The following is a 12,584-nucleotide window of genomic DNA, read 5'->3' on the forward strand; positions in this document are numbered from 1 at the left end:
AAATCCCAGACAAAAGAAAACCCGCACTTGGCGGGTTTTCTTTTGTTGCACCGAAAAGCAAATTATTGCTTCTTGGCAGCTTCTTCTTGTGCAGCTTTGTTCGATTCAGCCTGAGCTTCGGCAGCTTTTCGGTTTTCTTGCGCTGCGTCGTTCACTTTATCCTGTGCTTTGTTCATGTCTTGCTGAGCCTGCTCAGCATGTTGGTTGGCATCTTGAGCTTTGTCCTCGGATTTTTTATCGCAGGCAGCGAGACCGAGGGACGCGGTCAACATCAAGGCAATAGCTAAAGTCTTACGCATGGGGTGTTTCTCCTTATGGAAATAACTACTAGCCTTAAGAACTCAGCGCTGAGGGTTAAGTTCCTCATTTCTTTCAGATATATAAGTTTGTTTTGCGACGGAACTTTTGCTGTTCCGGTTACTACTCAATACAGACTCTAACGAGAGTAATTATCAAATGGCCGAAAACCCCGTTTTTGAGCGCGCGACGCGTTTTCTTTCGGCATTGCGTCACTGTCAGGTACTGGGTTTACAGGTGCACAGCGCCTCCAGTGAAGGACTTACAGTGATCCTGCCGTACAGTCCGAAAATCGTTGGCAACCCGCAAACCGGGGTGATTCATGGCGGGGCAATCACCTCGTTAATGGACACGGCCTGCGGGATGTCGACATTGTGTGTGCTGCCGGTATTCGAAGTCTGCCCGACCCTTGATCTGCGCATCGACTACATGCACGCCGCTGAACCCCACAAAAATGTCTACGGCTTCGCTCAGTGCTATCGCGTTACGACAGATGTGATCTTCGCCCGCGGTTTTGCCTATCAGGATGATCCCGAACAGCCAATCGCTCATGTTGTTGGCACGTTCATGCGCATGGGCAAAAACATTAAAGGCGCCAAGGGTTTCGGCGGCGCCATCAAGAGTGAAGGCCAATGAGCAGCGACTTCAAGGATCAATTGCAACTGGCCCACGCGCAGGGCGACTACGCGCCGTTGCTTAAGTTGATCCCCTATGCCGGTCTGATCGGCATCGAGTGCTCGCGGGTCGGTGATGAACTGCTGTTCAAGCTGCCGGCGAACAAGGACAACATTGGTAACCCTTTATTGCCGGCGATCCATGGCGGGGTGATTGCAGGGTTCATGGAGCTGGCTGCAGCGCTGCATCTACTGATTTTTACCGGGGCGCCGGATGTGCCGAAGATCATCGACTTTTCTCTCGACTACCTGCGTGCCGGGCAGTTTCGTGATACGTGGGCCAAGTGTCAGGTCTGTCGTCAGGGGCGGCGAGTGGCCAACGTCGCCGTCACCGCGTGGCAAAGCACAGAGAGCGAACCGATTGCCACCGCCCGTGCGCACTTCAAAATCGATGAGCCCTTGAAATCCTGAACACTGCCCCAAACTCAGATGACAACCCGCCGCAGACCATTCAGGTCGCGGCCAATGCCATCTGATTGGAGTTTGATGACCATGAGTGTGGAAACTCAAAAGGAAACCCTGGGCTTCCAGACCGAGGTAAAGCAGCTGCTGCACCTCATGATCCATTCGCTGTATTCCAACAAGGAAATCTTCCTTCGCGAATTGATCTCGAACGCCTCTGACGCTGTAGACAAGCTGCGCTTCGAAGCCCTGGCCAAGCCGGATTTGCTCGAAGGTGGCGCTGATCTGAAAATCCGTGTGAGCTTCGATAAAGACGCCAAGACCGTCACCCTCGAAGACAACGGTATCGGCATGAACCGTGACGATGTGATCACCCACCTGGGGACCATCGCCAAATCGGGCACCGCCGATTTCATGAAAAACCTGTCCGGCGATCAGAAGAAGGATTCGCACCTGATCGGCCAGTTCGGCGTAGGTTTCTACTCGGCCTTCATCGTTGCCGACCAGGTTGACGTGTACAGCCGTCGCGCCGGCACTCCTGCCAGCGAAGGTGTGCACTGGTCGTCGAAAGGCGAGGGCGAATTCGAAGTCGCTACCATCGAAAAACCTGAGCGCGGCACTCGCATCGTTCTGCACCTGAAAGCGGCAGAAGACGAGTTCGCTGATGGCTGGCGTCTGCGTAACATCATCAAGAAGTACTCCGACCACATCGCGCTGCCGATCGAGCTGCCGAAAGAAGTCACCGCAGCCGAAGGCGAAGAAACACCAGCCGTTGAATGGGAAACCGTCAACCGCGCCAGCGCCCTGTGGACCCGTCCGCGCACTGACGTAAAGGACGAGGAATACCAGGAATTCTACAAGCACATCGCTCATGACTTCGAGAACCCGCTGGCCTGGAGCCACAACAAGGTCGAAGGCAAACTCGAATACAGCTCGCTGCTGTACGTGCCGGCCCGCGCACCGTTCGATCTGTACCAGCGCGAAGCGCCGAAAGGCCTGAAGCTGTACGTGCAGCGCGTGTTCGTCATGGATCAGGCCGAGTCGTTCCTGCCGCTGTACCTGCGCTTCATCAAAGGTGTGGTCGATTCCAACGACCTGTCGCTGAACGTGTCGCGGGAAATCCTGCAGAAAGACCCGATCATCGATTCGATGAAGTCGGCGCTGACCAAGCGCGTACTCGATATGCTGGAAAAACTGGCGAAGAACGAGCCTGAGCAATACAAAGGCTTCTGGAAAAACTTCGGTCAGGTCATGAAAGAAGGCCCGGCAGAAGACTTCGCCAACAAAGAGAAAATTGCCGGTCTGCTGCGTTTTGCATCGACCAACGGTGACGACGGCGAGCAGATCGTCGGTCTGGCCGATTACCTGGCACGCGCCAAGGAAGGTCAGGACAAGATCTACTACCTCACCGGCGAAACTTACGCGCAGGTCAAGAACAGCCCGCACCTGGAAGTCTTCCGCAAGAAAGGCATCGAAGTGCTGCTGCTGACCGACCGTATCGACGAGTGGCTGATGAGCTACCTGAGCGAATTCGACGGCAAGAGCTTTGTCGACGTGGCACGCGGTGACCTCGATCTGGGCAACCTGGACTCGGAAGAGGACAAGAAAGCCGCAGAAGAAGTTGCCAAGTCCAAAGAAGGTCTGGTTGAGCGTCTGAAAACGGCGCTGGGTGATTCCGTGGCTGAAGTGCGGGTTTCCCATCGTCTGACCGACTCGCCAGCAATTCTGGCCATCGGCGAGCAGGATCTGGGTCTGCAAATGCGTCAGATCCTCGAAGCCAGCGGCCAGAAGGTGCCGGATTCGAAGCCGATTTTCGAGTTCAACCCGGCTCACCCGCTGATCGAGAAACTCGACGGCGAGCAGAGCGAAGAGCGTTTCGGCGACCTGTCGCACATCCTCTTCGACCAGGCAGCCCTGGCTGCCGGCGACAGCTTGAAGGATCCGGCCGCGTACGTGCGTCGTCTGAACAAGCTGCTGGTTGAACTGTCGGTTTGATCACGTTGTAGAAAAACCCGCTTCGGCGGGTTTTTTCATTCTGGTGTTTAACCAATCAGGAGTCAGAAATGAGCCAAGTCACTGTACGTTCCGTGGTCTATGAGATTGACGGTCGGCCTTATGAAGGTCGTTTGGCGTTTAATGCCGAGCACAAGGACGCGCGCCCGGGTTTGCTGATGGCACCGAACTGGATGGGCGTCAGCGCTGGGGCTGAGGAAATCGCTAAATCAGTGGCGGCCAAGGGCTACGTAGTATTGATCGCCGACGTCTACGGCCAGGCCGTACGTCCGCAAAACGCTGATCAGGCCGGTGCGGCGATGATGCCGCTGAAGGATGATCGTGCACTGTTGCGCAAGCGCATGCAGGCAGCGTTCGAGCAGTTGCAGAAGCAGGGTGAAGCGGCGGTCGATCTCTCGAAACTGGCGGTGTTCGGTTTCTGCTTCGGCGGTTGCTGTGCACTGGATCTGGCCCGTACCGGCGCGCCGGTGAAGGCGGCGGTTTCGTTCCACGGTACGTTGGACTCGCCGAATCCGGCGGATGCCAAAAACATCAAAGGCTCGGTGCTGGTGCTGCATGGCGCGTCCGATCCATTGGTGCCGAAGGAGCAGTTGCCGGCTTTCGAAGACGAGATGAACGCGGCGAACGTGGATTGGCAACTGCTGAGCTACGGCGGTGCCGTGCACTCGTTTACCGATCCGCACGCCAATGTGCCGGGCAAGATGATGTACGACGCGAAGACCGCTGCACGGGCATTCAAGTCGATGCATGACTTGCTGGATGAAGTGTTCAAGGGCTGATTGCCCTCAGATCAAAAGATCGCAGCCTGCGGCAGCGCCTACATTGATCCCGTGGAGGCGCTGCCGCAGGCTGCGATCTTTTGTTTCTAATGTTTTAACGCGGCAATTCGATCCGCTCACTTTCCCCTGGCACCGTCGGCCAATCTCCAGCCGCCCATTTGCGCCGCGCCTCATCAATCGCCGCCGGATCGCTTGCGACAAAATTCCAGTTGATCCGCCGAGGCCCGTCCAGCGGTGCGCCGCCGAATACCACGGCGTGAACGTCACTCTCGGCAAACAGGCTCATCTCTTCCCCGGCCGGCAACACCACCAACGCATGCGGCTCGACTGCTTCGCCGTTCAACTGCGCATCGCCGCTTAATACATACAACGCACGTTCCTCATGCTCGGTGGGAATCAGCAGTGTGGTCGCCGTTTGCATCTTCACTTCGGCATACAGCGTAGGAGAAAGCACCGGCACTGGTGATTCCAGGCAAAAGCCTGAGCCGGCAATCATCCGAATCTGCACGCCGAGGTTATCGCTGACCGGCAAGGTCGCCGCCGGGTGATGACTGTAATGGCCGGGGCCTTGTTCGTGATCCTTGGGCGAAGCCAACCAGATCTGCAAGCCGTGCATCGTGAAGATCTGATCCCACAGCGGTTCGGGCGTGCGTTCAACATGAGCAATCGCGCTGCCGGCGGTCATCCAGCTGACATCACCGGCGCTGACCACTTGATCGGAGCCTAGGCTGTCCTTGTGCAGGAGTTGGCCTTCGAACAAATAGGTGAGGGTCGACAGACCGATGTGTGGATGCTGTCGGATGTTCATGCCTTTGCCCGTCGGATAAACCGTCTCAAGCATGTGATCAAAAAACACGAAAGGCCCGACGCTGCGGCATTTGGCTGACGGCAGCGGTCGCAGAATCGGCTGGCCTTCGACGTCTTCGACGCGCGGGCGGATGATCAGAGGTTGCGTGTCCATGGTGCATTCCAGGCTGAGCGGGTGATGCCAGAAGCATAACCCGCCGCTGGCATCAGGATGGTTATTGGCTGTCGAAGCCTTGTGGGGCGTGGGTTTCGATGCTGACTTCGCTGGTGGTCATCAGCTTGTGGATCGGGCAACGATCGGCCACGCGCAGCAATTCTTCGCGCTGGGCATCGGTGAGCACTCCTTTGAGGGTGAGCGTGACGTGCAGGGCGTATTTGCCTTTCTGCTCCTGGCTGTTGTCGCGTTTCACTTCGACACCCACGCCGGTCAGCGGGATGTCTTTTTTCTTCGCGTACATCTTCAGGGTCAAGGCCTTGCACGCACCGAGGGCGGCGTCGAAGTAGTCGTGCGGCTCTGGCGCCGAACCTTCGCCACCGGCAGCAACCGGCACGTCGGCAAACAATTCGTGGTCATCGATTTGTACGGTGTGACGAAAACCTTCAGCGGAGACGGTATTGACGGTAACAGTCATGGGAACCTCACTGGCAGTAGGAAAAGTCGTTCGATCAAAAAAGACCTTGCAGTTATAGAGCATTCCCACCGGCGCGCGTTCCACTTTCCTGCGGGATGAACCCTTGTTGTCAGGGCGGGGTCTAGGCTATGCCTACTTGTCGGAGATTACTTGTGTCCCTGTATCGTTTGAGTCTCGCCTGTCTTTTGCTGTTTGCGGGTACTGCCAGTGCCCGCGAATACACCTACAGCGATGCACACCTGCATTACGTGGATTTTTTCCAGGAAACCGCCGGCATGCCGAAACTGCTGACGGCGATGAAAGAAAACTCCATTGAGCACGTGATGATTTCCGGCATCCCCGTGGCGAAAAAGTGGCACGAAGACGAACCCAAGCGTCCGCGCTATTACGCCGGCGATGATGCCGATGCCTATTGGTACAGCGCCACGGATGTGATCGTCGCCGATGCGGTGCAAAAACTGACGCCTGAGCAGCGTCCGTACTTTCATCCGTTTCTCTCTGGCTTCAACCCCAACGACAAGAACTCCGCCGCGCATATCCAGCGCATGCTCGATCTGTATCCGGGGCTGTGGCAGGGCATTGGCGAAGTGTTTACCCGCCATGACGACCTCACGGCGCTGACCTCTGGTGATACGCCGCGCGCCAACAACGAGGCGATGACGAAGATCTATCATCTGGCGGCGGAAAATGATCTGCCGGTGATGCTGCATTCCAACATCACTTCCAAACGTGAGAAAAATCCGTTGTACCTGAAGGAAATCGAAGAGCCGCTGCGTAATCACCCGCACACACGGTTCATCTGGGCTCACGCTGGCACTAGCGCGGAAATCCATCGGCATCAAACACAGCTGGATTTTCTCCTGCCGACCCTCACGCGCATGCTTGAGGCGTATCCGAATCTGTTCATCGACTTGTCGTGGAGCATGCTCTCGCCGTATCTGCTGGACGAACAGGACCAGCCGCGTCCGGAATGGTTGGCGCTGGTCAAACGCCACCCTGAGCGCTTCATGATCGGTTCCGATGTTGTAGGGCGGTTCAACAAGCTCGGTAAGGAAATGCACAGCTTCAAACCGTTTCTGGACACTTTACCCGAAGACGTAGCGCGCAAAGTCGCGAAAGATAACTTTCTGGCGATCTTGCCGCGAACGGAGCTTAAGTCCGGCAAAACCACGCTGAATCGTTAATGCCGAGTGTTCGAAGTATTAAGGCCTTTTGATATCACCTTTTGGTCTTACGCAAATTTCAGCCGGGCCGATACCTTCTAAAGCAACCAGCTGCAGGGTTGATGCAGCGCTTTTGGAAGGAACCAGCGCAATGAGTATCCGTAGTCTCAATATTGCCCCGCGTGCGGGCCTCGGTTTTGGCTTGTTGGCCCTGATGGTGTTTGCCCTTGGGGCGTTCGCCCTGCTGCAAATGTCGAACATGCGTGCCCAGTCCGACGAGGTCGACAACAACTGGTTGCCCAGCGTGATGGCGGTCGGCGAAATGAGTCAGGACATGCTGCGCCTGCGTGCGCTGACCATGCGCCTGTTGCTCAACCGCGATGCGCAGGCACTGCAGCAGAATGTCGCCAAGCTCAATGAACTTCGGGGTGCGCTCAGTCAGGCTCAGCAGCGTTACGACGTGTTGATCGTGCTGCCCGAGGAGCGCCGACTGTTTGATCGCTTCAAGGTCGCCGAGCACAAATATCTGGAGCTTCAGGCGCAAGTCATGCAGTTGTCTGCTCAGAACCGGGTGGAGGAGGCGGCGGCCATCCTCAATGGCGAGATGAGCCCCTTGGCCGACGAGATTGCGGTCACCCTGCGTGAATTGGTCGAGCTGAATAAACATAATGCCAATCTCGCCACCGAGGCTGCGCGGCTGGTCTTCACCAATTCGCGTGTGTGGGTCGGGGTCATGATCGGCATAACGGCGATTGTCACCATCGGCCTGGCGCTGTTGCTGACCCGCAGTATCGTACTGCCGTTGGCGCAATCATTGGGCGTGGCGCAAGTGGTGGCGGGCGGTGACTTGACCGGCGACATCAGCATTTCCGGCAAGGATGAGCCGGCGCGGCTGCTGCAGGCGCTCAAGAGCATGCAGCACAATTTGCGCGACACCATTCGGAAGATCTCGGAGTCGTCGAGTCAATTGGCTTCGGCCTCGGAAGAACTGAGCTGTGTCACGGAAGACGCCACGCGAGGGTTGCATCAGCAGAGTCTGGAGATCGAGCAGGCAGCCACGGCGGTCAATCAAATGACTGCAGCGGTGGAGGAGGTGGCCAGCAACGCTGTGGCGACATCCGAGGCCTCGCGTGAATCCGATCGTATCGCCCAGCATGGTCGTGAGCAGGTGCGGCAGACCGTGACTTCAATCGAATCCCTCGCCGAGGACGTTACGGCCAATGCAACGCAAGTCGAAGACCTTGCACAGAAGGTTCATGGCATCAGTAAAGTTTTGGACGTGATTCGTTCGATTGCCGAGCAAACCAATTTGCTGGCGCTCAATGCGGCAATCGAGGCGGCGCGGGCCGGTGACGCCGGGCGTGGGTTTGCAGTGGTGGCGGATGAGGTGCGGGCATTGGCGCATCGTACTCAGCAGTCGACGCAAGAAATCGAGCAAATGATTGGCGGCATTCAGCAGGGCACCGATTCGGCGGTCAGTTCGATGCAGCGAAGCAATGTACGGGCGCGTTCGACGCTCGAATTGGCAAAGGCAGCCGGGACTGCGCTGGAGGAAATCGCCTCGGCGTTCACCTTGATCAATGAGCGCAATCTGGTGATTGCCAGCGCCTCGGAAGAGCAGGCAGCGGTGGCGCGAGAGGTGGATCGCAATTTGATGAATATTCGTGATTTGGCGATGCAGACGTCGGCGGGCGCCAATCAGACCAGTGCGGCGAGCCAGGAGTTGTCGCGGTTGGCGGTGGATTTGAACAGCATGGTGGCGAAGTTCTCGGTCTGAGTTGATCCCTGTAGGAGCTACGGCACGCTGCGATCTTTTGATGTTGATTTGCTGATCAAGGTCAAAAGATCGCAGCCTCGTTTCACTCGACAGCTCCTACAGGTCATAGCGAAGATTGCAGACCATAAAAAGCCCCGCATTTGCGGGGCTTTTCATATCAGTCGGATCAGCTGCCTTTGACAGCCTTGCCGTTGACCGTGCCGTCCTGGAGCATGATGTTGTACTCCTTGCCGTCGGTTTCAACCTGTTGCAGGCGAACCAGCAGGTAATCCCAATCCTTGGCGAACCACAGGACGGTGATGCGCTTGCTTTGTGTCGGGTCGCGTACGCGCTCGACCTTGATTGCATCGATCTTGCCGGCCTTGGTCTCGACTTTTTCCGAGCCCAGTACGCGGAAGTCGTAGGTATCGACTTCGCCGTCATCGACCACTTGGTAGCTCATGGTTTTCTTGCCAGCGGCGACGTCATGTTGCAGTGCCAACTGATAAGTGGATTTGTCGACCATGCCACGGTTCAGCGGGATCTTCACCGCGTCGCCACGGTCGGTGCCGGTGACCATTTTGCTGTTCCAGTCAAAATCCAGATCAGCCTTCTTGGCCTTGCCCAGACCGCCACGTTCAAAGTGGTAGGACTGTGGCAGCAAGGTGTCCTTGTCCAAAGTCAGGGTGCTTTCTTCACTCAGGCTGGCAATCATCATCGAGGCCTTGAAGCTGAGTTTCCAGACACCGTTGGCTTCCTTGGTCAGGCTGCGTTCGGCGGTGCCGCTCATGGGCAGCTGCTTCCAGTCGGCGGTGTAGCTGGCGGAGAACGGTTGAAGGTCTGCCGCCTGTGCGAAAGGCAGGGCGAGCAGTGCGCAAGCGAAGAGCAGGGCGCGACGCATAATATCTCCTAGTTTCGAATCAAGTGGCCGCTGGCCGCGAGTAACTGGCCGTCCAGTGAAGCACCTTGCTCACCGAGTGCCAGTCGCCCTTCGGCAAACCAGCGTACGGCCAGCGGGTAGATCAGGTGTTCCTGAACATGCACTCGCTGCGCAAGAGTCTGCGGCGTGTCGTGCAACTCTACCGGTAATACTGCCTGTACGACCAGTGGCCCGCCATCGAGTTCCTCGGTGACGAAGTGTACAGAGCAGCCGTGCTCCTTGTCGCCGGCCTCCAGCGCGCGCTGATGAGTGTGTAACCCTTTGTATTTGGGTAGCAGCGACGGATGGATGTTGAGCAGGCGACCCTGATAGTGGCGAACGAAGTCAGCGCTGAGAATGCGCATGAATCCGGCCAGCACCACGAGCTTGGGATTGAATTTGTCGATCAGTTCGATCAGAGCAGCATCGAAGGCCTCGCGACCTTCAAATGCCTTGTGATCCAGTGAGCGGGTGGCGATACCCGCGTCACTGGCGCGTTGCAGGCCGTAGGCGTCGGCGCGGTTGGAAATCACCGCAGCGATGCGGACCGGGCTGTCGCCGGTCCGCGTGCTGTCGATCAGAGCCTGCAAGTTACTGCCGGTGCCGGACAACAGCACCACGACATCACAGGTTGCGGACATTAATGAGCCTTAAGGTTCTGCAGTTCAACCTGAGCAGCGCCTTCGGCAGCGACAGCGATCTGACCGATGACCCAAGGCTGTTCGCCGGCGTCACGCAGGGTGTTCAGAGTCACTTCAACGTGCTCCTGAGCGACGCAGATGACCATGCCGACGCCGCAGTTCAGCACGCGGTGCATTTCGGTCTCGTCAACGTTGCCTTTCTCTTGGAGCCAGTCGAAGACGGCTGGTCGAGTCCAGCTGGCCACATCAACAACGGCCTGGGCGCCTTTTGGCAGAACGCGCGGGATGTTGTCGAGCAGGCCGCCACCGGTGATGTGGGCCATGGCTTTGACGGCGCCGGTGTCTTTGATCAGCTTGAGTAGCGGCTTCACGTAGATGCGGGTTGGGGCCATCAGCAGGTCGCTCAGCGGTTTGCCGTCGAGCTGGGTGTTTTCGATGTCGGCGCCGGAGACTTCGATGATCTTGCGGATCAGCGAGTAGCCGTTCGAGTGCGGGCCGGACGACGGCAGGGCGATCAGGGCGTCACCGGTGGCGACTTTCGAGCCGTCGATGATTTCCGATTTTTCCACGACGCCGACGCAAAAACCGGCCAGGTCGTAGTCTTCGCCTTCGTACATGCCTGGCATTTCAGCGGTTTCGCCGCCGACCAGCGAGCAACCGGACAGTTCGCAGCCAGCGCCGATGCCGGTTACAACCTGGGCAGCGGTGTCGACGTTGAGTTTGCCGGTAGCGTAGTAGTCGAGGAAGAACAGTGGCTCGGCGCCGCACACTACGAGGTCGTTGACGCACATGGCGACCAGGTCGATGCCGATGCTGTCGTGCTTGTTCAGGTTCAGGGCCAGGCGCAGCTTGGTGCCGACGCCGTCAGTACCGGAAACCAGCACAGGTTGCTTGTAGCCGGCCGGGATTTCGCAGAGGGCGCCGAAACCGCCCAGGCCGCCCATGACTTCCGGACGCGCAGTGCGCTTGGCGACGCTCTTGATGCGTTCGACCAATGCTTCACCGGCGTCGATGTCTACACCGGCGTCCTTGTAGCTCAGGGAGGGTTGCTTGCTCATGATCCAGGCCTTTAGGGGGGATTCAGGGGTAACGACCGAGTCCAGCGGGGCGCCGAAGTCGATGGGGCGATTGCCTCACGCGAGTTTCGAGGTGCCCGGCTGTTGCCGGTCTGCGAAGGCGCGCGATTTTATCAGGCTTGAGGGGCCGCGGCCATCCTCACGCCGACGGGCAGGGGCATATCAGCAGAAATTTTTTGCAATTGAGGCATGTGGGTGCCTGTATAAGGTGTCGCAATTAACCGTCTATCGTTATGACTGTGCAAAAACTTACCGCCGCCGTGTGAATGTTTTGCAACGGCCGATGGTCACAGCCTTGCTCAACCGGTTCACGCGGCCTGTTCCAGCCGCTCCTGTCGACGGGAATTCTCCATGCGTTTTTGTAAATTGTTGTTTGTGGGTTGTTTGTCTGTGGTCAGCCTGGCGAGTCATGCCGAAAACCTCAAAGGCCTTTATCAAGTGCGTCAGCCGGTCAGCAGCCAAGCCCCGGAAGAGCGCGATCGCGCCACTCAGGCCGCGCTGGATACTTTGGTGCTGCGCCTGACCGGCGATCCCAAGGCGCCGCAAAATCCGGGGCTGGCGGCAGTTCGCAAGGACCCGCAGCAGATCATCAGTCAGTTCGGTTTTGATGCCGGGCCGCCAGAGGTGCTGAAAGTCGACTTCGACCCGAGCAGCACCGAACAGGCATTGCGCCGCGCCGGGTTGTCTTTGTGGGGCGCCAGTCGGCCGTCGATTCTGAGCTGGTGGCTGAACGATTCCACCGAAGGTTCCAGTCTGGTCGGTGATGGCCAGGCCGCCGCCGCGCCATTGCGTACTGCCGCTCAACATCGCGGACTGCCGCTGCGTTTGCCGCTGGCGGATCTGAGTGAACAGCTTGTTGCCACAGCACCTGCGCTGGAAGGTGCTGATCCGGCGCCGTTGCGCGGTGCGTCCGAGCGCTATAACGCTGACGCCTTGCTGGCCGTGCATGCCCGCGAAGAGGGCGGGCAGTGGCAGGCCAAATGGCGCTTGTGGCTGGGTGATCAAAAAGAGGCGGGCAGTGTGCAAGGGGCCGATCAGGCTGCCGTGGCTGACGCCGTGATGCTGGCGGTGGCCGAGCGCCTGGCGCCACGTTTTGTTGCCAAGCCGGGTGCTTCGGGTCAGCAGACCCTGGAAGTGCAGGGCATGAATCTTGAGCATTACGCCGCACTGTTGCGGTTACTCGAACCGTTTGGCGTGCGTCTGCAGAGTGTCGATGGCGATCGCATCGTGTATCGGGTCAATGGCAGCGCCGATCAGATGCGCGCGCAGTTGTCGCTGGCGAAGTTGCAGGAGTTGCCCGCTGAAGCGCCGGCCCCGGTGGCCGCGCCGCAGCCTGCGGTGGCGGGAGCGGTGCCCGTTGCGCCTCCGGTCCCGACACCTGTTGCACCGTCGTTGCGGTTTCGCTGGTAAGTCTTTCTTTATATA

The 12,584-nt window shown here is 58.1% G+C and carries 13 protein-coding genes; 7 read left to right on the forward strand and 6 right to left on the reverse strand.

Annotated elements, in window-relative coordinates:
- Positions 1–62: 62 nt before the first annotated feature.
- Positions 63–299: a hypothetical protein gene (locus ACA074_RS08275; RefSeq protein WP_497678755.1), complete on the reverse strand. Its 237-nt coding sequence runs from the start codon at positions 297–299 to the stop codon at positions 63–65.
- A gap of 157 nt (positions 300–456) precedes the next feature.
- On the opposite strand from ACA074_RS08275, the gene ACA074_RS08280 reads away from it, so the two are divergent.
- The 4 genes from ACA074_RS08280 (at position 457) to ACA074_RS08295 (ending at position 4,165) form a co-directional block, all read left to right on the forward strand.
- The gene (locus tag ACA074_RS08280) at positions 457–933 is read left to right on the forward strand and encodes a PaaI family thioesterase (RefSeq protein ID WP_401269936.1); all 477 of its coding nucleotides are present in this window, start codon (positions 457–459) and stop codon (positions 931–933) included.
- Positions 930–1,382 carry a PaaI family thioesterase gene (locus ACA074_RS08285; RefSeq protein ID WP_489878545.1) on the forward strand — a complete coding sequence of 151 codons (453 nt, stop codon included), beginning with the start codon at positions 930–932 and terminating at the stop codon, positions 1,380–1,382. The genes ACA074_RS08280 and ACA074_RS08285 overlap by 4 nt, the downstream gene beginning before the upstream one ends.
- Positions 1,383–1,463: 81 nt before the next feature.
- Positions 1,464–3,368: a molecular chaperone HtpG gene (gene htpG / locus ACA074_RS08290; RefSeq protein ID WP_187677442.1), complete on the forward strand. Its 1,905-nt coding sequence runs from the start codon at positions 1,464–1,466 to the stop codon at positions 3,366–3,368.
- Between the two features lie 68 nt (positions 3,369–3,436).
- Positions 3,437–4,165 carry a dienelactone hydrolase family protein gene (locus ACA074_RS08295; RefSeq protein ID WP_489878546.1) on the forward strand — a complete coding sequence of 243 codons (729 nt, stop codon included), beginning with the start codon at positions 3,437–3,439 and terminating at the stop codon, positions 4,163–4,165.
- Positions 4,166–4,259: 94 nt separating this feature from the next.
- Here the strand turns inward: ACA074_RS08295 and ACA074_RS08300 are convergent, their stop codons facing one another.
- Together ACA074_RS08300 and ACA074_RS08305 are read right to left on the reverse strand one after the other, a co-directional pair.
- Positions 4,260–5,126, reverse strand: a complete 867-nt coding sequence (locus tag ACA074_RS08300) for a pirin family protein (protein ID WP_497678756.1) — start codon at positions 5,124–5,126, stop codon at positions 4,260–4,262.
- Between the two features lie 61 nt (positions 5,127–5,187).
- Positions 5,188–5,604: an OsmC family protein gene (locus tag ACA074_RS08305; protein WP_187677445.1), complete on the reverse strand. Its 417-nt coding sequence runs from the start codon at positions 5,602–5,604 to the stop codon at positions 5,188–5,190.
- 128 nt (positions 5,605–5,732) lie between these two features.
- On the opposite strand from ACA074_RS08305, the gene ACA074_RS08310 reads away from it, so the two are divergent.
- Entirely contained in the window at positions 5,733–6,788 is a 1,056-nt protein-coding gene (locus tag ACA074_RS08310) for an amidohydrolase family protein (protein ID WP_497678757.1), read from the forward strand.
- Positions 6,789–6,918: 130 nt separating this feature from the next.
- A complete protein-coding gene (locus ACA074_RS08315; protein ID WP_497678758.1) occupies positions 6,919–8,544 on the forward strand; it encodes a methyl-accepting chemotaxis protein in 1,626 nt (541 codons plus the stop codon).
- A 166-nt stretch (positions 8,545–8,710) separates the two neighbouring features.
- Here ACA074_RS08315 and ACA074_RS08320 read toward each other — a convergent pair whose 3' ends face one another.
- From ACA074_RS08320 to purM, 3 genes are read right to left on the reverse strand one after another with little or no spacing between them, the layout of a single operon-like run.
- Entirely contained in the window at positions 8,711–9,424 is a 714-nt protein-coding gene (locus tag ACA074_RS08320; RefSeq protein WP_166220242.1) for a DUF3108 domain-containing protein, read from the reverse strand.
- Positions 9,425–9,432: 8 nt separating this feature from the next.
- Complete coding sequence (gene purN, locus ACA074_RS08325) at positions 9,433–10,083, reverse strand: phosphoribosylglycinamide formyltransferase (protein WP_497678759.1); 651 nt, start codon at positions 10,081–10,083, stop codon at positions 9,433–9,435.
- A complete protein-coding gene (gene purM / locus ACA074_RS08330) occupies positions 10,083–11,141 on the reverse strand; it encodes a phosphoribosylformylglycinamidine cyclo-ligase (protein WP_401269917.1) in 1,059 nt (352 codons plus the stop codon). Before purM ends, purN begins: the two co-directional genes overlap by 1 nt.
- 369 nt (positions 11,142–11,510) lie before the next feature.
- On the opposite strand from purM, the gene ACA074_RS08335 reads away from it, so the two are divergent.
- Positions 11,511–12,569, forward strand: coding sequence for a DUF2066 domain-containing protein (locus ACA074_RS08335; RefSeq protein ID WP_497678760.1), 1,059 nt, complete (start codon positions 11,511–11,513; stop codon positions 12,567–12,569).
- Positions 12,570–12,584: the final 15 nt, after the last annotated feature.

Source organism: Pseudomonas sp. LBUM1655, from assembly GCF_059716085.1.

Bases quoted from the DNA above. Each gene is read 5' to 3' on its own strand.
- htpG (WP_187677442.1), top strand. From the start codon at position 1,464: ATGAGTGTGGAAACTCAAAAGGAAACCCTGGGCTTCCAGACCGAGGTA.
- ACA074_RS08320 (WP_166220242.1), bottom strand. From the start codon at position 9,424: ATGCGTCGCGCCCTGCTCTTCGCTTGCGCACTGCTCGCCCTGCCTTTC.
- ACA074_RS08275 (WP_497678755.1), bottom strand. From the start codon at position 299: ATGCGTAAGACTTTAGCTATTGCCTTGATGTTGACCGCGTCCCTCGGT.
- purN (WP_497678759.1), bottom strand. From the start codon at position 10,083: ATGTCCGCAACCTGTGATGTCGTGGTGCTGTTGTCCGGCACCGGCAGT.
- ACA074_RS08305 (WP_187677445.1), bottom strand. From the start codon at position 5,604: ATGACTGTTACCGTCAATACCGTCTCCGCTGAAGGTTTTCGTCACACC.
- ACA074_RS08300 (WP_497678756.1), bottom strand. From the start codon at position 5,126: ATGGACACGCAACCTCTGATCATCCGCCCGCGCGTCGAAGACGTCGAA.
- ACA074_RS08310 (WP_497678757.1), top strand. From the start codon at position 5,733: ATGCCTACTTGTCGGAGATTACTTGTGTCCCTGTATCGTTTGAGTCTC.
- ACA074_RS08295 (WP_489878546.1), top strand. From the start codon at position 3,437: ATGAGCCAAGTCACTGTACGTTCCGTGGTCTATGAGATTGACGGTCGG.
- purM (WP_401269917.1), bottom strand. From the start codon at position 11,141: ATGAGCAAGCAACCCTCCCTGAGCTACAAGGACGCCGGTGTAGACATC.
- ACA074_RS08335 (WP_497678760.1), top strand. From the start codon at position 11,511: ATGCGTTTTTGTAAATTGTTGTTTGTGGGTTGTTTGTCTGTGGTCAGC.
- ACA074_RS08285 (WP_489878545.1), top strand. From the start codon at position 930: ATGAGCAGCGACTTCAAGGATCAATTGCAACTGGCCCACGCGCAGGGC.
- ACA074_RS08280 (WP_401269936.1), top strand. From the start codon at position 457: ATGGCCGAAAACCCCGTTTTTGAGCGCGCGACGCGTTTTCTTTCGGCA.
- ACA074_RS08315 (WP_497678758.1), top strand. From the start codon at position 6,919: ATGAGTATCCGTAGTCTCAATATTGCCCCGCGTGCGGGCCTCGGTTTT.